Origin of the sequence: Streptomyces sp. NPDC127129, from assembly GCF_042671585.1 — a bacterium.
Lineage (GTDB): Bacteria > Actinomycetota > Actinomycetes > Streptomycetales > Streptomycetaceae > Streptomyces.
The window spans coordinates 239,642-259,328 of record NZ_JBHXTV010000013.1; the positions used below are offsets into that span (position 1 = coordinate 239,642).

General features: G+C 73.0%; 10 protein-coding genes. All 10 read right to left on the reverse strand.

Annotated features, from left to right (window positions below; all coding sequences use genetic code 11):
* Nucleotides 1–117 precede the first annotated feature (117 nt).
* Nucleotides 118–1,962, reverse strand: a complete 1,845-nt coding sequence (gene asnB / locus ACFVGW_RS25095) for an asparagine synthase (glutamine-hydrolyzing) (protein WP_385853557.1) — start codon at nt 1,960–1,962, stop codon at nt 118–120.
* Nucleotides 1,963–2,182: 220 nt separating this feature from the next.
* Nucleotides 2,183–3,757 carry an ATP-binding cassette domain-containing protein gene (locus tag ACFVGW_RS25100; RefSeq protein ID WP_385853558.1) on the reverse strand — a complete coding sequence of 525 codons (1,575 nt, stop codon included), beginning with the start codon at nt 3,755–3,757 and terminating at the stop codon, nt 2,183–2,185.
* A complete protein-coding gene (locus tag ACFVGW_RS25105; RefSeq protein WP_385853559.1) occupies nt 3,754–4,524 on the reverse strand; it encodes an energy-coupling factor transporter transmembrane component T family protein in 771 nt (256 codons plus the stop codon). Before ACFVGW_RS25105 ends, ACFVGW_RS25100 begins: the two co-directional genes overlap by 4 nt.
* Nucleotides 4,521–5,135, reverse strand: a complete 615-nt coding sequence (locus ACFVGW_RS25110) for an MptD family putative ECF transporter S component (protein WP_352191743.1) — start codon at nt 5,133–5,135, stop codon at nt 4,521–4,523. Before ACFVGW_RS25110 ends, ACFVGW_RS25105 begins: the two co-directional genes overlap by 4 nt.
* A 91-nt stretch (nt 5,136–5,226) precedes the next feature.
* Nucleotides 5,227–6,024 carry a thioesterase II family protein gene (locus tag ACFVGW_RS25115; protein ID WP_383228799.1) on the reverse strand — a complete coding sequence of 266 codons (798 nt, stop codon included), beginning with the start codon at nt 6,022–6,024 and terminating at the stop codon, nt 5,227–5,229.
* A 6-nt stretch (nt 6,025–6,030) separates the two neighbouring features.
* Nucleotides 6,031–7,746, reverse strand: a complete 1,716-nt coding sequence (locus ACFVGW_RS25120; protein ID WP_383296418.1) for an ABC transporter ATP-binding protein — start codon at nt 7,744–7,746, stop codon at nt 6,031–6,033.
* Nucleotides 7,743–9,578, reverse strand: coding sequence for an ABC transporter ATP-binding protein (locus ACFVGW_RS25125; RefSeq protein WP_383296415.1), 1,836 nt, complete (start codon nt 9,576–9,578; stop codon nt 7,743–7,745). The genes ACFVGW_RS25120 and ACFVGW_RS25125 overlap by 4 nt, the downstream gene beginning before the upstream one ends.
* Nucleotides 9,579–9,657: 79 nt before the next feature.
* Nucleotides 9,658–10,743, reverse strand: coding sequence for a Gfo/Idh/MocA family oxidoreductase (locus ACFVGW_RS25130; protein ID WP_385853560.1), 1,086 nt, complete (start codon nt 10,741–10,743; stop codon nt 9,658–9,660).
* Nucleotides 10,740–15,089, reverse strand: a complete 4,350-nt coding sequence (locus ACFVGW_RS25135; protein ID WP_385853561.1) for an amino acid adenylation domain-containing protein — start codon at nt 15,087–15,089, stop codon at nt 10,740–10,742. The genes ACFVGW_RS25130 and ACFVGW_RS25135 overlap by 4 nt, the downstream gene beginning before the upstream one ends.
* The gene (locus ACFVGW_RS25140) at nt 15,086–19,678 is read right to left on the reverse strand and encodes an amino acid adenylation domain-containing protein (RefSeq protein ID WP_385853562.1); all 4,593 of its coding nucleotides are present in this window, start codon (nt 19,676–19,678) and stop codon (nt 15,086–15,088) included. The genes ACFVGW_RS25135 and ACFVGW_RS25140 overlap by 4 nt, the downstream gene beginning before the upstream one ends.
* Nucleotides 19,679–19,687 lie beyond the last annotated feature (9 nt).

Here is a 19,687-nt window from a genome sequence, read left to right on the forward strand (position 1 = left end):
CCGCCGGCCTCCCCGCGCGGCGGGGGCGTGACCCCGCCTCCGGCGCGGGGGGGGGGCGGGGGGGGGGCCCGCCCCCGCCCCGGGCGGTGTCGGAACCGGCGCATCCCGCCGATGCGCTCAGTCCAGCTGGAGCTCGGGCTTCCGCAGCTCCAGCCAGGTGTGCAGGTCCAGCACCCGCTCCAGGCCGGCCCGTACGGCGACCGTCACGGCCGCCGGGTCCAGTGCCACGGTCTGCTGCGCCCAGCTCCGGTCGACGAGGGCGAACACCTGCGCGTCCGGCTCCGCCACCAGCTCCTTCACCTGCTGCTGCAGATGCGCCGCGTACCCGGGGTTCTGCGGCGACGGGTAGGGGCTCTTGACCCGCTCCACGACCGACCGCGGCAGCACGGGCGCGGCCGCCGCGCGCAGCAGGCTCTTCTCCCGCCCGTCGAACGCCTTCATCGCCCAGGGGGTGTTGTAGACGTACTCGACGAGCCGGTGGTCGCAGAAGGGCACCCGGACCTCAAGACCGACCGCCATGGAGAGCCGGTCCTTGCGGTCGAGCAGCGTGCGCACGAACCGCGTCAGGTGCAGATGGCACATGGAACGCATCTGGCGCTCGAGACCGGACTCCCCGTCGAGGTGCTCGACCTCGGCGAGCGCCGTCGCGTACTGGTCGGCGGTGTAGGTCCCCACGTCGAGCTGTTTGCGCAGACCGGGCTCGATGTGGTCGGTCCGTGAGGAGAGGCTCATCGGAGGGATGAACATCATCCACGGAAACGTGTCGGCCTGCCGCGCCGCCTCGATGTGGAACCAGGGGTACCCGCCGAACACCTCGTCGGCCGACTCCCCGGAGAGCGCCACCGTCGACTGCTCCCGGATCGCCTTGAACAGCAGGTAGAGCGAGCTGTCCAGGTCACCGAAGCCGTTGGGGATGTCGCGCGCGCCGACGGTCGCCCGCCGCACCTCGGGGTCCGAGATGTCGGCCGGGTTCAGGACCACGTCGTGGTGCGCGGACCGCACGTGGGCCGCGACGTCGCGGACGAACGGCGAGTCGGGGGTCTCGCGCATCTCGTCGGGGACGAAGTTCTCCTCCTGGCCCGCGAAGTCCACCGAGAACGTACGGAGCCGGTCGCCGCGCGCTGCGAGCGCCTGCGCCGCGAGGCCGGTGATGGCGCTGGAGTCCAGCCCGCCGGAGAGCAGCGCGCACTGCGGCACGTCCGAGATCAGCTGCCGCCCGACGATCCCGGTGAGCATGTCCCGCGTCCGGACGACGGTCTCGTCGCGGCCGTCGGTGTGCTCGGCCGCGCGCAGGCTCCAGTACGTCCGCTGACGCAGGCCACGGCGGTCCACGGTGACGAGCGTGCCCGGCAGCATGTCGTGCATGCCCTTGTAGAGCGCCCAGCCCGGGGTCTTGGTCTGCGCGAACAGCTCCCGCATTCCGTCCGTGTCGACCACGGGACGCACCGTCGGGTTCGCCAGGATCGCCTTCGGCTCGGAGCCGAACAGCACGCCGTCGGGCGTCGGGTGGTAGAAGAGGGGCTTGATGCCCATGCGGTCGCGCACGAGCACGAGCTTCTCCTCGCGCTCGTCCCATATCGCGAACGCGTACATGCCTTCCAGGTGGTCGACGAGGCTCTCGCCCCACTCGAGGTAGGCGTGGAGAACGACCTCGGTGTCGCTGTCCGTACGGAAGGCGTGCCCGCTCGACGCGAGCCGGCTGCGCAGCTCCTGGAAGTTGTAGGTCTCCCCCGAATACACGATGGCGACGTCACCGGCAGGGGTGCTCACGCTCATCGGCTGGGTGCCGCCGGCCAGGTCGATGACGGCGAGGCGACGGTGTCCCAGTCCGACATGGGTACGCAGGTACGTGCCGCGACCGTCCGGCCCGCGGCACGCCATGGTCTCGGTCATCGCGTCCAGGGTGTCGCCCCGACGCGTCAGGTCGGAGTCGAACGAAACCCATCCTGCGATACCACACATTCCACAACCCCATTTCCCGTACGGTTCCGTGCATTTCTCATGCAATTCGAAGTGCAGCTGGCGCAGGCCGGGCAGAAACGAAAGTCCGCGGCGACGATTGATCCCCTCGCCGCGGGAGCGTAGCAATCCGATTCCGGGCCCAACAATGTTCGCTCCACCCGTCCTTGTATGAGGAATGCACATTCCCGCTCGTCCGTCCGGCGGAAAGGCGTGGGAGATGTCAGGGGACGGGGCGGAGGCGCAGCTCGCGGTCCGCGGCGAGGTCGAGGAGATCGGCGTCGTGGCTGATGAGGACGACCACCGCGCCCTCCTGGGCGACATCGCGCATCGCGGCGGTCATCGATCTCAGGTGGCGGCGGTCGACACCGGAGCTGGGCTCGTCGAAGACGACGATCCGGCGCCCGCTCAGGCGCGCCGTGGCGACGACCAGGCGCTGCTGCTGGCCGCCGGAGAGCGAGAGGGGGTGCCGGTCGCCGAAGGCGGCGAGGTCGAGGTCGGCGAGCACCCCGGAGGCATGTTCCGCCCGCTCCGGAAGGGCGCCGAGGCGCAGTTCGGCGGTGACGCTGTCGGTGAAGAGCTGGCGCTCCACGTCCTGCATGACGATGACGGCCTCGCGCTGCCGCTGTGAGCGGGACAGCGGGCGACCGTCGTGGAGCACCTGGCCGGAGTGGCGCTGCAGCCCGGCGAGGATCCGGGCCAGCGTGCTCTTCCCCGCTCCGTTCGCGCCGGTGACGGCGGTGACGGCGCCGCGGGGCAGATGGGCCTCGGCGATGTCGAGCACGGGCCGTCCGAGGAACGTGCACCGTACGCCGCGCAGCGTCAGCCCGCCGGCCGGTCCGGCCGGTTCACGCGGTCCGTGCGGTCCGGCCGGTTCACGCGGTCCGTGCGGTCCGGCCGGTTCACGCGGTCCGGTCGCCGTCGCGACGGCGTCGTGGTCGGGGTCGTACGCGGGGGCGGGGGCGGGGGCCGGGTCCTCGCCCGTGCCGTGACGAGGGGCCGTCGGCGGCTCCCCCGGCTCGACGCTCGGGCCGTGCGCGTACGCCCGGAGCATCCCCCGCCGTGCGGGGGTGCGGAGACCGCGCAGTCCCTCGGCACGCAGCATCTCGTCGGTCAGTTCGGGGAATTCGGCCCGCGTCCATTCCCGCCGGACGCGCCCGTTCTGGAGGACGACGATCCGGTCGGCCAGGTCGCGAAGGTAGTGGAGCCGGTGCTCGGCGATGACGAGGGTGGTGCCCCGGTCCCTGAGGTGCCCCAGGATCGCGGTGAGGTCCGCGATGGCCTCCGGGGACAGGTTGGAGGTCGGTTCGTCGAGCAGCAGCACCGGCGGGCCGTGGGTGACGGCCGCCGCGCACGCCACCCGCTGCTGCTGGCCGCCCGACAGCTCCCGCAGCCTGCCGTCGAGTCCGGCCAGGCCGAACTCGGCGACGACCCGGGCGACCCGCTCGCGTATCCGCGGCGGCGGCGTGCCGAAGTTCTCCAGGGCGAAGGCCAGTTCGGTGTCGACGGCGTCGGTGAAGAACTGCCGGCGGGGCTGTTGCAGGACGGTGCCCGTCACCCGCCCCACCTGGGCGAGGTCGGTGATCGGTGCGCCGTCGACCCGTATCTCGCCCTCGAGGGCGCCGTCGTGGAAGTGCGGTGCGAGGCCGTTCATCAACCGGAGCGCCGAACTCTTGCCCGATCCGCTCGGTCCGCACACCACCACGGTCTCACCGCGCCGGATGCTCAGGTCGAGGCCGTCGAGCACGGCGGAGTCGCCGCCCTCGTACGTCCACCTGACGTTCTTGAGCTCGATCATTGTGTGGACCTCCACCAGAGCGTGGCCGCCGTCAACAGCGCCACGGCGAGGACGGCGCCCGCGTCGGCGCGCCCGAACCGCGGCGGGTGCATCGCCGTCGGCCAGGGCTGCGACCCCAGCCCGCGCAGCAGCGCCGACGCCGAGAGGTCCTCCGCCGAGCGCAGGCTCGACGCGATGAGGGGAACCGTGAAGTACTCGATGCTGAGCAGGGGGTGGCGCAGCATGCCCGTCGCTCCGCCGAGCCCGCGCAGCCGCATGGCGTCGCGCACGGCGCGCGCCTCGGCGACGATGGTGGGGACGAACCGCAGCATCACCGCCCCGGACACGGTGAACGCCTCCGGCACCCGCATGGCCCGCAGGGCGGCGGTGAACCGGGTCGGCGGGATGGTCCGGATCAGATGGGCGGCGATGCCGCCCACGGCCACCAGGCGGAGCGTGAACTCGCCCATGACCCCCATCAGGCCGAGCAGCGGCCACGGTGCGGCGAGCGGGAGGAGGTAGGCCACCGCCGCGGCGGCCGCGGCGGCCGCCGGGAGGCCGATCGCGCGTTTCCAGGCCCGCTCGGAGAGCGCGAGCAGCACACCGGCGGCCAGGGTCGCCGGAACGAACCACATGCCGCCGGGCGCCATGACGGTGATGCTCGCGGCCAGCAGGATCGCGACGGCGGTACGCGGGTCGAGCGACCGTCGTACGGCCGTCCTCCCGGGTGCGGCGGTGACGCTTCCGGGCAGGGTGCGGTGGCCCGGCCGCGCGGGGGCTCCGCTCACGCCAGCCCGGCTCTGCGGAAGTGCTTGTCCAGGAGCCGCAGCCCCAGTACCCCGCCGATCAGGCCGAACACCAGCGTGGACACGTCGAACGCGATCAGCACGCCCGGCGACAGCAGGTCGTCGAGCCGCGCCACGTAGTCGCCGTCCATCGCCTCCATGTACGGGCTGGAGAGGAAGTCCTCGCGGGCGTAGAGCATCGGCAGGAACAGCCCGGCGAACCAGGTGCTGAAGACGGCGTAGCCGAGCACCGCGAGATACCGCGAGCGGTACCGGCCCGCCCAGAGCAGCGCCTCGGCGACCAGGGCCGCCACCACGCCGACGAGCAGGGTGACGGGCGGGCTGCCGATCAGCAGCATGAACCCGGTGACGATGACGGCGAGCACGGTGACCATGCCGGCGTGCCTGACCCGGGTAAGGAAGAGCATGAACGGCACTCCGGCAGCGACGATGCTGACCGCACTCGTCACCAGGGTCATCACCGGGCTGATGAACTCGAGCAGGTTGAACACGCCCACCGTCACGATGTAGAGGGCGCTGAAGACTCCGATGTTGATCAGGTCCTTGGGGCTCATCCGGACATCTATGCGGTGATCGGCGACGTCGGCGGTCACGGTGTCCTGTCCTCGTGTCGGTCGGGATGAAGGGTGGGGCCGCCGTCCGGCCACGGGGGCCGAACGGCGGCTCATGCGCCGCTCGTGGCGGTCAGGGGGCGGAGGGCCACGGGACCGCCGACTCCTCGGAGGCCGCACGTGCCCGCGCCGTCAGGAGCTCGACGACCGTGTCGCGGTGCTCCTCCAGATAGAAGTGACCGCCCTCGAAGGTGCGCAGTGCGCACCCGCCGTCGGTCACCTCGCGCCACCCCTCGGCCTCCCAGTGGTGGATCTCGGGGTCGGCGTCGCCGTACAGCACGTCGACCGGGCAGCGCAGCGCGAGGCTGGGAACCGGTCGGTAGGTCTCGCTCAGCCGGTAGTCCGCCCGGATGATGGGCAGGAAGGCCTGGACGAGTTCGGCGTTGTCGAGGATGTCGCGGTGCGTCGCGTCCGTGCGGCGCAGCTCCTCGACCAGTTCCTCGTCGGTGCCGAGATGGACCCGGCCGCGCCGGGTCAGCGCCGGGGCGGGGTGCCCCGACACGATGAGCCGCGTGGGGGGTTCGCCGGCCGCCGCGAGGCGGAGGGCGACCTCGTAGGCGACGACGGCGCCCATGCTGTGGCCGAACAGGACCGTCGGAAGCCGGGGGCCGTCGGCCGTCAGATCGGCCGCGAGGGCCTCGGCGACGCCGTGCAGGTCCGCCGGTATCGGATCGGAGTACCGGTCCTCCCGGCCGGCGTACTGCGCGGCGAGGAACTCGACGTCCCAGGGCGCCGCCGCGGCCCACGCGCGGTAGTAGCTCGCGCTGCCTCCGCCGTGAGGGAGGAGCAGCACCCGGGCCCGGGCGTACGGCCGCGGTGTGAGGCGGCGGAACGCGCCGAGGTGACGGTCGTGCGTCGCTGGATCGAACATGTCGGTTCAGTCCCTCGCTACCGGTGCCATGGAGATGTTCCAGAAGTTCGCGTAGCGGCCGCCGCGGCTGAGCAGCTCGTCGTGCGTCCCCTCCTCGACGACGTGTCCACCGTCCAGGAAGACCACCCGGTCGGCGCGTTGGACGGTCCGCATCCGGTGCGCGACCATCACCACCGTGCGCCCGGCCATCAGCCGCTCGATGCCCTCGTGGACGGCCACCTCGTTCACCGGGTCGAGGGCGGAGGTGACCTCGTCGAGGAGGACGACGGGCGCGTTCTTCAGGAGTGCCCGGGCGATCGAGACGCGCTGGCGCTCGCCGCCGGAGAGCAGCGCGCCGCCCTCGCCGACGTCGGCCGCCCAGCCGTCGGGCAGCCGCTCGATCACCTCGTCGAGCCGGGCCGCCGTGGCCGCCGCCCGTACCTCGGCGTCGGTGGCGTCGGGACGGCCGAGGCGGACGTTCTCCTCGATCGTGCCGTCGAAGAGGTAGACGTTCTGGAAGACGATGGAGATCTGCGCCATCAGGACCTCGGGGTCGACGTCCCGGACGTCGACGCCGCCGACGCGCACCGCGCCCGCGTCCACGTCGTAGAACCGCGCGAGCAGCTGCAGGAGCGTGCTCTTGCCGGCTCCGGACGGTCCGACGACGGCGAGGCGCTGGCCCTGCGGTACGGAGAGCGAGGCGTCGTCGATCACCGTGCGGTCGCCGCGCCGGAAGACGACGGAGTCGAACTCCAGGTCGTGGCGCTCCGGCAGGATCGGTTCGGCGGCCTCGGGCAGCGGCTCGGTGCGCAGGACGGTGTCGAGCCTGGCGAGGACGGACCGGGCACCGCGCAGCTTGCCGCCGATGTCCGTCAGCGACAGCAGCGGGTCGGCGCAGCGCGCCGCGAGGACCAGGATCGTGAGGATCTCGGCCACGCCGATGTCCCCGTCGAGGGCGAGGTAGACGCCGAGCACCAGGACGGCGGTGAAGAGGGCCTGGACCGTGAGCGTCAGGCCCACCGCGCCGGGCAGGGCCGAGAAGGTGGAGCGGCGGGACGCGCGCTCGACGTCCCGCAGCGCGTCGTCGAGGAGCCGGAAGCGTTCGGTGGTGCGGCCGCCGGCGCGCAGGACCGGTTGGGCCTGGAGGAACTCGATGACCCGGCCGGTGGCCTCGTGGTCGCGTTCCTCGCGCTCGACGTCCTCCGCGGCGGAGGAGCGTGCGGTCCAGATCTGGATCGCCGCCACGATGGGCACGCCGACGAGCGCGGCGAGGCCGAGCTGCCAGCTGTAGGCGAGCATGACGGCGACGATCGTCAGAGGGGTGACGGAGGCGGAGATGAAGGGTGCCAGCAGGTGGGCGATGACGCTCATCGCGTCGAGGACGCCGCGGCTGGCCAGGACGGAGACCTCGCCGAGACGGCTTCCGCTGTACCAGCCGATGGGCAGCCGGGCCAGATGGTCGCCGAGGCGGTGGTACATGCCGCGGAGCAGCGCGGTGCCGACGTGGAAGCCGGACAGGTCGCTGATGTAGCGCAGGGCGGCGTAGACGGCGATCGTGATGCCGAAGGCGGTCAGCCAGGGCCACGCGTCCTCGGGGGTGTCCCCGAACAGCTCCCGCAGGACGGGGACGACCAGCGCGTAGGACAGTCCCTCGACCACCGAGGTCAGCGTCATCAGCGTCACGGTGCGGCGCAGGGGCTGGGCGTACTCGCGTCCCAGTACGCGCAACAGCATTCGGATCATCGGGACTCGTCTCCTCGCAGTGCGCGACCGTCGGCTTCGGCGTCGTCGGCGACCGATGGGTGGGACTGCCAGAAGGCGGCGAACTTTCCGCCGGCGGACAGGAGTTCGGCGGGCCTGCCGCGTTCGACGATCCGGCCCTCCTCCAGCATCACCACCGTGTCGGCGTCGGCGATCGTCTCCAGGCGGTGGGCGATGACCAGGACGGTCCGCTCGCCCTCCAGCGTCCCGAGGGCGGCGCGCACGGCCTGTTCGGTCTGCGGGTCGGCGAAGGCGGTCGCCTCGTCGAGCACCAGGACGGGTGTGTCGGCGAGCAGGGCGCGGGCGACGGCGATCCGCTGGGACTCGCCACCGGACAGTCCGGCGTCCTCGCCGATCACCGAGTCGTATCCACGCGGCAGTTCGAGGATGCGGTCGTGGATGTTCGCCAGCCGGGCCGCGCGCACGACGTCCTCACGGTCGGCGTGCGGGACGGCGAGCGCGATGTTGTCGGCGATCGAGGCGCGCAGCAGCCGGACGTCCTGGAAGACGAAGGAGACCGTCTGGTACAGCTCCCGGCTGCCGAGTTCGCGCAGGTCCACACCGCCGAGGACGACGGAGCCGTGGCTCGGGTCGAAGAACCGCGGCAGCAGCTGGACGAGGGTGGACTTTCCGCTTCCGGACGGCCCGACGACGGCGGTGACCGTCCCCGGCTCCAGCACGAGGTCGATGCCGCGGAGCACCTCGCGGTCCTCCTCGTAACCGAAGCGGACGTCGCGGAGCTCCACGCGGTGCCCGCGGGGCAGGACCGGGTGGGCCGGCTCCGGCAGCGCCTCCACCGACAGCACGTCCTTGATCCGGCCGATGGCGCGGCCCGCGGTCTGCATCTCGTCGAAGCCGTGGCCGAGGGCCGCGACCGGGGCGGTCAGGCCGAGTCCCAGCAGCAGGAAGGGCAGCAGGTCGGCGGGGGCGAGGTCGCCGCCGGTGATGCGGATCGTTCCGCCGATCAGCACGACCAGCAGCACGAAGGGCGGCGAGAGGACGAGCTGCATCCCGGCGGCGATCTTGGAGATGCCGTGCACCCATCGGTTGAAGGTGTCGACGAAGGCGTCCGCGGAGGTGAGGAACGTGCGGTGGGCGCGCTTGGACCCGCCGAACGCCTTGACCACCGAGATGCCCTGGACGAACTCGATGACGGAGCTGGAGATCTGGGCCATGGCCCCGTCGAACTCCTCCTGTTCGCGCACCCGGGTGGGCGTCATCATCAGGGGGACCAGCGCGATGGCGAGGAAGACGGGGATCAGGGTGATCAGCGTGAGCTGCCAGTCGATGGTGAACAGGTAGATCAGTGAGGCCAGCGGGACGACGAAGGCGGACACCAGTTCGCCAGGAGTGTGGGCGATGAACGGGTGCACGGCACCGACGTCCTCCCCGACCACCTTGGCGAGTTCACCGGTCCTGCGCCGCGAGAACCAGCCGATGGGCACGCGCCCCAGCTGCGCGGCCAGCTGCCGACGGAACGTCAACTGGACCTTCCCGTCCAGGACATGGCCGATGCCTGACGACGCGGCCGTGAACACCAGCCGTACGAAGAGGCCCACCGCGCCGACGATCACGACCGTCCACGCGTGATCGCGGTCGACCGGTCCGGGCTCCAGCAGGGTGCGCCCCAGCTCCACGACCGCGAGCAGCGGCGCGAGGCCCGCGAGGGCGCCGATCACCTGCAGGACGACGACGGTCGCGAAACTCCAGATATGGGGGCGTACGAGCCGTCCCATACTCTGCTGTGCCCCTGAACCGGTACCCGATAACGGCGCGGACCGCTCGCTCACCGCAGCAGAGTCAATCGCGTTCATTGGACTCCTCATTGTGTTTTGAAACGCGTTCCGATATCACTGTAGCGCGAGCGGTCACGGTGGGCAGCACGGCTTCGGGCTAGAGATCCGCGGCCGTCAACGGGCTTCCGAGTTCGGGGGTCGCCACCTCCGGATATCCCAGAACCTCCGTCAGTTCCTGCCAGGTCCGGGCGACGGCGAGATGCCGCTGGCCGCCCCGCAACGGGTCGGCGCCCGCGTCGATCCGCCCGCGCAGCAGCTCCAGGGCGGTCAGCACCCCGTCACCCCACACGTCGTGCATCGCCGCCCTCCAGGTGGGCGTCTCGGCCGGCCCCACGTAGTCGCCGGTGACGGCGAGACCCTCCGGCCACAGCGCCTCCGGGTCGTCCCGGCCGGGGAGACGCTCCCCCGTCGAGCCGGAGAGCGTACGCAGCACCGGGCTCCAGATGACCGGGCCGTGGGTGTTGGCCAGCATCAGGTTGCCCGCGTCGGTGCCGACGGTGATCCGGTGCAGGAGCAGGCTGGTGCTGTCGTCCCCCGCCTGCATCCGGTTCTCCACGCGCAGAGTCAGGGGAACTCCCGCGATCTGCCCGTCGAGACTGACCATGGGGCGGCCGGCGGCCGTTCCCGCGGAGGAGACCGACCACGGCCGCAGTCCGTCGAAGATCTCGGCCAGCACGTCCAGCAGGTCGAACGAGACCTGTACGGCGCACATGGCGTCGACGAACACCGGCCGGCGCAGCCGGACCAGGCGGCGCGCGGACGCGATGAACCGCCGCACCGGCTCCACATGGGGATAGAAGGTGTTCACCATGTACTGGACGCCCGCCTTGCGGGCCGCCCGCAGACAGTCCGCCAACTCGTCCGGGTGCAGGGGGTGTTCCTGGAGGACGTGCACCCCGCGGTCGAGCAGGGCCCGGGAGAGTTCGGCGCCCCGTCCGCCGCCGACCGCGGTCGACACCACGACGCAGGCCGCGTCGATGTCGTCGGGGAGCTCCTCGACCGCGCCGTACAGCGGTACGCCGTACTCCTCGGCGAGGGCCACCGACCGCTCGCTGCCCCGCGCCAGGATGCCCGCGAGCCGGAAACGCCCGGGCGCGGCGTTCGCGAGGGCCGAGAGGTACACCTGGCCGAAGCGCGTGCCGCAGACCACGACCCGCATCGGCCCCGTCGTCGCGCGCGTCATCGGCGCTCCGTCTCTCGCGCCGCGATCACGTCCGCGAGTTCCGCGACATGCGGCGGCCGGAGGGAGCCGAGGTGGCCGCCGGGGACGTCGATCACCGTCACATCGCCCAGGCAGACCCCGCTCCAGAAGTCGGCCGCGTCGTCCTGCGGACCGGGAAGGAGGGGCGCGTGCGGGACCGGACGCAGAAGCGTCAGGTCTCCCGCGTACAGCTCCGGTTCGTAGCGGGCCGCCGCCTCGACCATCCGCGTGAACAGGGCGTGCATCGCCGCCGTCCGCCCGGGGTCGCCCGGGGCCGGGCCGGATCCGGCGAGGGCGCGGTACAGCTCCGTCCGTCGTTCGGTGACGTCCCGCTGCCCGAGGGCGCGGAACCGTCCGGCGATCTCCTCCAGCTCCGACTCGCCCGTCAGGCGCGCGAGGGCACCCTCGGCGACGGCGGCCGGCGAGCCGGTGGCCGCGGCGGCGATCGCCCGGCCCATCGCCGCCTCGTCCGCGGGCCAGCCGAGGGCGTCCGGATCGGCGCCCGCCGCCCGGATGAAGGCGTACTCCACCAGGAGGCCGTCCTGCGGCAGGTACGGGAGCCGGTGACCGGAGACGACGGTCAGCCGGCGCACCGTCACATCGGCCTCGCTCAGGGCGCGGGCCAGTTCCAGCGCGATCGGGCCGCCGAGGCCGTGGCCGACGATCTCGACCTCCTCGTGTCCGGCGGCCCGCACCTCGCGGGCGTAGCCGACGGCCAGCTGCTCGACGAGGTCCGGGCCATCGGGGACGGGCTCACCGGCGGGCGGTACGAGCCCCACCAGCGTTCCGTCCGTGGCGAGTTCGTCGATCAGCGCCCGGTACGCGGTCAGCGTTCCCGTTCCGTCGTGCACGAGCAGCCGGACCGGTCCGTCCCCCGGGCCGCCCAGCGGCACCAGCGAGGAGTGCCCGGCCCCGGCCGCCTCCACGGCCGGTTCCGGTGTGCCGGCGGTCTCCAGCCACTGGGCGAGACCGGCGACCGTCGGGGTGTCCAGGAGGACGCGGAGCAGTACGTCGAAGGGGGCCCGGTCTGCCTCGGGGACGCGCTCACGGACCCGGCCGACGAACTGCGCCGCCAGCAGCGAGTTGCCGCCCGCATCGAAGAACCCCAGGTCGCGGCCGGGCAGATCGCCGCCGAGGACCTCCACCCACAGCTCGGCGATCCGGCCTTCGAGACCCGGCCGCGGCGGTTCGGACCGCTCGGCACGCGGAGCGCCGGGGGCGGGCGCCGGCGCCGACTCCAGGAGTCGCTTGCGGTCGACCTTCCCGTTCGGGGTCAGCGGCAGCCCGTCGACGACCCGCACCCGTGCGGGAACCATGTGTCCCGGCAGCCGGCCGGCCACCCAGCCGACGAGCTCCGCCGGGTCGACGGGCTCGGGACCCTGCCGGGGTATGACGAAGGCCATCAGCGCCCGCTCGAACGCGTCGCTGCCCGCGGCGAGCACCACACAGGTGCCCACCCTCGGGTGCTCCCCGAGCACCGCCTCGATCTCGCCGAGCTCGATCCGGTGACCGCGGATCTTGACCTGGTGGTCCGCGCGACCGAGGAACTCGATCTCGCCGTTCGGCAGGTAGCGGCCGAGGTCGCCGGTCCGGTAGAGCCGCTCCCCCGTCTCCGGGTGTGCGAAGAAGCGCTCGCCGGTCCGCTCGGGATCGCCGAGATAGCCCTGCGCCAGACCGACGCCAGCGATGAACAGCTCGCCCGTGACCAGGTCGGGCCGGTCGCGCAGCGCGGCGTCGAGCACGTGGAAACGCTGGTTCGCCAGCGGAGTTCCGTACGGAATGCTGCGCCAGTGCGGGGCGACGGTCGTGATCCGGTGGTGGATCGACCAGATCGCCGCCTCCGTCGCGCCGCCCAGGCTGACCAGCTCGGTCCCGGGCAGGTGCCGTCCGGCGTGGCCGGGCAGCGAGAGCGGGATCCAGTCGCCCGACAGCAACGCGAGCCGCAGCGAGCCGAGTCCGGTGGGCTCGACGTCCAGGTAGTGCATCAGCATCTGCAGCTGCGCGGGGACCGAGTTCCACAGCGTGACCCCGTGCTCGGCGACCGTCCGCGCCCAGTGCGAGGGGTCGCCGCGGCGGGCCGGATCCGGCAGTACGAGGGTGGCTCCGACGGCCGTCGGGCCGAACAGGTCGTACACCGAGAGGTCGAAGCTCAGGGCCGCGAGTCCCAGGACCCGGTCGGAGTCGTCGACGCCGAAGCGCTGGTTGATGTCGTGCACGGTGTTGGCGGCGGCGAGGTGGGTGATCATCACCCCCTTGGGCAGGCCGGTCGAGCCGGAGGTGTGCATGACGTACGCGAGTTCCCCGGGCGCCACGGCGCGTTCGTCGGGCACCTCGGCCGGCGGCACCTCCCGTACACCGGTCACGTCCACGCCCTCGACACCGGGCGGCAGCGCGCCGGCAGCGGCGCCCGCGACGACGGCGAACCGGGTGCCACTGGCGGTGAGGATCCCGTCACGGCGGCTCGCGGGCTGCCCGAGGTCGACGGGGACGTACACACCGCCCGCGAGGAGGATGCCGAGCACGCCGACGGCCTGGTCCCGGCACTTGTCGATGAGCACGCCGACGAAGTCGCCGGGGCGGCACCCCGCCGCCCGCAGGCGTTCGGCCACTCCGGCGGCGCGCCCGAGCCACTGGCCGTAGGTGAGCGACCCTCCGCCGTCGACGACCGCGATCCGGTCGGGGTGCGCGCGGGCGTAGGCGACGAGCGGTTCGTGGAGCAGGCACGGGGGCGCCGGCGCCTCCGTGGCGTTCACCGTGCTCCGCAGGGAGCGCTGCCGGTCGGGCAGCGGCTGCGGATCCACCGCGCCCCAGGGTTCGTCCCGCTCGGCCAGCCGGCGCAGGAGCCCCTCGAAGGCGGCGAACATGTCCTCGACGAGGCCGTCGGGGAAGACGCCCTCCCGGACGTCCCAGTTCATGTCCAGCCGACCGCCGAAGGGGTCGCCGACCTGGCAGTCGATCCAGACCTGCGGGGTCTGGCTGATGCCGTACACCGGCCGGGGGTCGCGGCCGGCCGGAGAGGCGGGCGGACTCCCCACCCCGATGCTGCCGGTGAAGACGACGGGGAGCACCGCCGCGTCACGGCCGCGGCGCCGGGCGAGTTCGCGCAGCACCTCCACACCGCTGTACAGCCGGTGGTCGAGGTCGTCGAAGACCCGCTCGCCCAGGGCGCGGGCCCGCTCGGTCAGGCTGGTGCGGCCCTCGTTCTCCACCGCGAGCAGGCTGAGCGAGGTGAAGTCGCCGAGCAGCCGGTCCACGTGCGGGTGCAGCGGCATCCGGTTGAGCACCGGCAGCCCCAGAGAGAAGCGCTCGACGCTGCTCCAGCGGCCGATGGTCTCGGCGTACGCGGCGAGCACCGCGTTGGCGGGGGTGATGCCACGCTCGGTGGCGCGCGCCTTCAGCGACTGCCACACCCGGCTCTCCAGCGTCGCGGTCAGGCGGCGGAAGCGGGGCGGTGTCGTCGCCGGGTCGTGGTCGTCGCGCAGCGGCAGCACGGGGGCGCCGGGCAGCTCGTCGATGCGCTTCGACCAGTACGCGCGGTCGCGTGCGTACCGCTCGGTGTCGCGCAGGCGGCGCTCGGAGAGCACGTAGTCCCGGAAGGTGGCGTCCACCGGCGGCAGTTCGCAGTCGGGCCGCGCGTACCGGTGGTCGAGCTCGGACAGCACCTGCTGCAGGCTGATCCAGTCCAGGGCCATGAAGTCCACCGACACGTGCAGCACGCTGCGGTCGGCGGCCAGGGTCAGGCGCAGCTCGTACATCGGGCGGACGCCGGTGGGGTGCACCCGGTGGGAGAGCTCGTCGCGCACCCCGGCGATCGCCTTGTCGACGGTGTCGTCGGGCGCTCCGCGCAGATCGGCGACCTCGACGGCGGTCCCGGCGGGCTCGGACAGGACACGCTGGGTGCCGTCCTCGTGGATGACCGTACGCAGGGTGTCGTGGCGGCGGACGAGGCCGTCCCACGCCTGCCGGAACCGGTCCGGGTCCAGATCGGCCGGGTAGGCGAACTCCAGGTAGATGTGGCAGGAGACGCCGCCGTAGTCGAAGGCCGCGCTGCGGCCGAAGAGGTACGCCGACTGGATGTCGGTCAGCGGGAAGGGCTCCTCCCGCTCCTCGGGCCGGGCCTCCCACACCGGGGTGTCGCCGTTCCCGGCCCGCGGCGGCTCCGCGGTGTCGGGCACGACGGCCAGCAGCTCCGCCTTGCGGCTGCGCAGTTCGGCGAGGCGCTCGTCGGTCATGACGCCGCGGGGGGCGCGGAAACGCAGCTGGTCCCCGTCCCGCCAGAGGCGGATACCGGCGCCGCGAAACGCCTCGAGCAGTTCGTTGGCGTTCACACCGCACCCTCTTCGCAGTCGTCACCGTCGTTCCGGCCGTCGGCCGGCCGCTCGTCGCCGGCGGCGGCCAGCTGGTCGATCAGCGCGCTCAGCCCCGCGACGGTCGGCGTGCGCATCACCTCGCGCATGGGCAGTTCGACGCCCCTCGCCTCCCGGATCTCGGCGACGAAGCGGGTCGCGAGCAGGCTGTCGCCACCGAGCAGGAAGAAGTTCTCGTCCCTGCCGACCGAGTCCGCGCCGAGGAGCTTCGTCCATCGTTCGGCGACGAACAGCTCGGTGTCGCCGCGCGGCGGATCGCCCACGTCCCTGGCCCGCTCGACGGAGTGCTCCAGGACGGTGTGGATCCGTCGCCGGTCGACCTTTCCGTTCGCGCTGAGCGGCAGGTCGGGCAGGACGACCAGGTGCGCGGGCACCATGTGGTCGGGCAGCCGGTCCGCCGCCCAGGCGCGCACCTGCTCCACGTCGATCCCCCCGGCCGTCGCCGGCCGGTCGGCGCTGAGCAGGATCTCTCCGGTGGGCTCGGCGCGCAGGACGCGGACGTCGCCGAGCCCGGCCGCGGCGCAGGCCCGGGTCCACCGCTCGGGGCCGTACAGCCAGGGGCGCTCCGGCTCTCCCTCGGCGAACCGTCCCGCGCGTGCCTCCAGCGGCAGGGCCGCCACCAGGGCGAGCGGCGTCGGGTACGCGCGCTCGCACAGGTAGAGGCGTCCGCCCGGCGCGAGCAGCAGGGCCATGGTGGATACGGCCGTCTCCGGGTCCGGCATCCGGTGCAGCACGTTGTCGGCGACGACGGCGTCGTACGCGTGGACGTGCGGGCCGGCGATCGCGGCGGCTCCCTGCACGGCGGTGCGCACCTGACGTCCCCGCTCGTTCAGCAGCGCCTCGGCCTTGGCCAGCGCCGGCTTGGAGGAGCCGAGCAGGGTGTACGCGGCCACGTCCGCGTCGAGCCCGGCGAGGAGCCGCGCGGCGCCGAGGCCGCCGGCGACGTCCCACTCGGCGACGGCGGCCGGTGCGCCGGTGGTGCGGGAGCGGAGGTCGCGGGCGATGTCGGCGAGGCACTCGGCCGCCCCCGGCATCAGATCGTTGAGGGCCTCAGGAGCGAGGACCGGGTCGTCCAGCAGCGCGATGGCGTCGGCGTCGCCGGAGACGACGGCCGTGAGGAGCGGCCCGGCCCATTCCAGCGCGGTCGCGACGGGTTCGAGAGGCGTGCCGTGGGTGGCTTCGCGCGCCTGCTTGACCCAGAGCGCGTCCGTGACCTCGCTCCACCGGGGTCCCCGCTCGTAGGTCGCGTCGGCGCGGCGCACCAGGACGGAGCGCTGTGTCAGGTACTCCCGCCAGATGTCCACGACCGGGCGCTGCTGGGCGTGGACGGAGGTGTCGAGTGCCCTCCCGCCGGACCCGATCAGGGGTGCGACGACGCCGGCGAGCAGGGCCTCCACGAGCCGGTGCTCATGGACCCGCAGGGCGTTCTCCGCCGCGGCGTCGGTCGCGGGCGGCAGGAACGCGTGGTCCGCGCCCTCGCCGTCGCGGCCGGTCTCCTCGGGGCCCCGCTCCGGAGCCGCCGTCCGCTCGACCACGGCGGCGACCAGTTCGCGGCGGCCTTCGAAGAACGGTACGGCGACGGCCTGGGCCACCGTGGGATGGGCCTGGAGGCAGGTCTCGATCTCGCCCAGTTCGACACGGAAGCCGTTGATCTTCACCTGGTGGTCGAGACGCCCCAGGAACTCCAGGTTGCCGTCCGGCCAGTAGCGGCCGAGGTCGCCGGTGCGGTACCAGCGCTCGCCGTCGACGTCGGGGAAGCGTGCCGCCGTCAGCTCCGGATCGCCCCGATAGCCGAGGGCGACACCGCTGCCGCCGATCCACAGCTCGCCGGGCACCCAGTCGGGGCAGTCCCGGCCACGGCCGTCGACCACTCGGAACTTCTGGTTCCGCAGCGGCTTCCCGTACGGGATCGACCGCCAGCCCTCCGGCACCGTGGTGACCTCGTAGGCGTTCGACCAGATCGCCGCCTCCGTGGCGCCGCCGAGCGCGATCAGCCGGCACCGGCCGCCCGACGCGGTGGCCAGCCGCTCGGGCAGGTCGAGCCCGATCCAGTCACCGGAGAGCAGGGCCTGACGCATCGTCTCCGGCAGCGGGGAGCCGTCGGCCGCGGTCAGGAGCATGTCGAGCAGCGCCGGGACGGTGTTCCAGACGGTCACGCCGTGCCGGCGGCACAGGGCCAGCCACTCGTTGGCGTCGCGCCGGCCGGACTCCGGGACCAGGACGGCGGCGCCGCCCACCCCGAGGAATCCGAAGACGTCCCAGACCGAGAGGTCGAAGTCCAGGGCGGACACCGCGAGGACGCGGTCGTCGGCCCCGACGCGGAACCGCTCGTTGATGTCCTCGATCGTGTTGACCGCGGCGCGGTGACTGACCTCCACGCCCTTGGGAAGGCCCGTGGAGCCCGAGGTGAAGATGACGTAGGCGGTGTCGTCGGGGTCGACGCCCACCGGCGCGTCGAGGGGCGGCGCGAGCATCGCCTCGTCGATCGACAGCACCTCGGCACCGGTACCGGACGGGTCCAGGGTTCCGCCGCCGTCCAGGATCACCCGGGCGCCGCTCAGTTCGAGGATGCGGGCGCGCCGCTCGGCGGGCTGGTCCACGCCGATGGGGACGTACGCTGCACCGGCGGCGAGGACGCCGAGGACCGCCGCGATCTGCTGCGGTCCCTTCGGGGCGACCACGGCGACGTACGAGCCGGGGCCGACCCCGTGCCGCCGCAGCGCGCCCGCGACGCCGAGGGCGCGCCGGGCCAGGTCGTCGTGGGCCATCCCGTCCGCGTCGCCCCACAGCAGGGCGGGTCGCCCGGCTCGTCCGGCGGCCCCCGCGAAGAACGCGGAGTGCAGGAGGTTCTCGCTCAGCGGGCGGGTCGCCGCGTTGACCAGCTCCCGCTGACGCCGCTGTGCCGCGGGCAGGGGGAGCTCCGGCAGCGTGGTGTCCCAGCCGCCGGAGAGCAGGCCGCGGACCAGATCCTCGTAGGCGGAGAGCATCGCGTCGAGGACACCGTCCGGGAAGAGCTCCTTGACGGCGTCCCACACCAGCAGCACCCCGCCGTCGCGGGTGCGGTAGGTCTGGTGGTCGAGCCAGATCTGCGGGGTCTGGGAGATCATCCACGTCGCCTCGCCGAAGAGGGCCTCGAAGGCGTCCGGCACCAGCGGCGCGGAGAGGTCGCACGCGAAGACGACCGGCGCCGTGCGCGGCGCGTCGGGATCGGTGCGGACGAGGTCGCGCAGCACGTCGACGCCGGAGTAGGCGGCGTGGCCGATGTCCTCGTGCATCCGCTTCTGCAGGGCGCGGGCGCAGTCGGCGAAGCTCTCTCCGGTGAGGTCGACCTCGACGAGCACCAGGCCCGTGAAGTCGGCGACGATCCGGTCGATCTCCGGGTGGGCGTCGAGGTCGCGGTGGAAGAGCGGCAGGTTCATCAGGAAGTGGTCGTCCCCGCTCCACCGCCCCAGGACCAGGGCGAAGGCCGTGGCGAGCACCACCGAGGGCGTCAGGCCGGCCTCTCCCGCCCAGCGCTCCATGCGGCGCCACTCCTCGGCCGTGAGCGCGGCCGAGCGCCGGACGAACCTCGGTACGTCGACGGCCTCGGCATCGATCGCCTGCGGGAGCTTCGGGCCGCCGGGCAGCGAGGGGAGCCGCTGCTGCCAGTAGGCGCGGGCCCGTTCGCGTTCGGTGGCGCGCAGCCGCTCCTGGTCCGCGAGGTACCGGCCGAAGGTGTAGGCGAGGGGGTCGAGGCCGTCGGGGTCGTCGTAGAGGACGGCCAGGTCGGCGAGGAGCACCCGGATGCTGGCCAGATCGGCGGCGAGAAGGTCGACGTTGAAGTGGAGCCGGTCCACCGCGCCGGGCAGCCGGGTCAGATGGACGTCGATGACCTCGCCCAGATCGACCCGCAGTCGTCGGTGCGACAGCCGGTCACGCAGGGCCAGGGCCGCGGCCGTCGCCGCCTCGTCGTCGAGCTCGCGCACGTCCTGGACGGTCACGCCCGGCCACGGGGACTCCCGCTCGATGCGCTGCGTGGCGTTGCCGGCGAACGACGCGCGCAGCATGGGGTGGCGCTCGATCAGGGCGAGTACGGCGTTCTCCAGGCGCTCGGCGTCCACCTGCGGGGCGTCGAACTCCAGGTAGGCGTGGCAGCTGACGCCACCGAGCGGCTGGTCGTCGGCGCGGCCGATCAGATACGCCTGCTGCACCGCCGTGAGCGAGAAGGGCCGGTCCCCCAGGTCGTCCTCAGGGGCGGGGACGGGGGCCGGTGACGGCGCGGCCGGCGCGGCCTCGGTGCCGGGAGCGAGCAGGTCGAACCAGGCCAGCAGCCGGGGATCGTCGGAGAGCTGCGTGAACGTGATCTCCGTACCGGCCCGGCTGAGCCTTCCCGCGAGACGCATCATCTCCAGGGACTGCAGGCCGAGTTCGAATAGGCTGCTGTCGTCGTCCGCAGGGGTCAGTTCGATGCCGAGCAGCTCGGACACCATGCCGCGCAGGGTGTCGCGATCCATCCCGGCCACCGTGGCGACAGGAGCCCCCGCGCCGAGGTCCACACTGTCCGATGACATTCCAAGCTC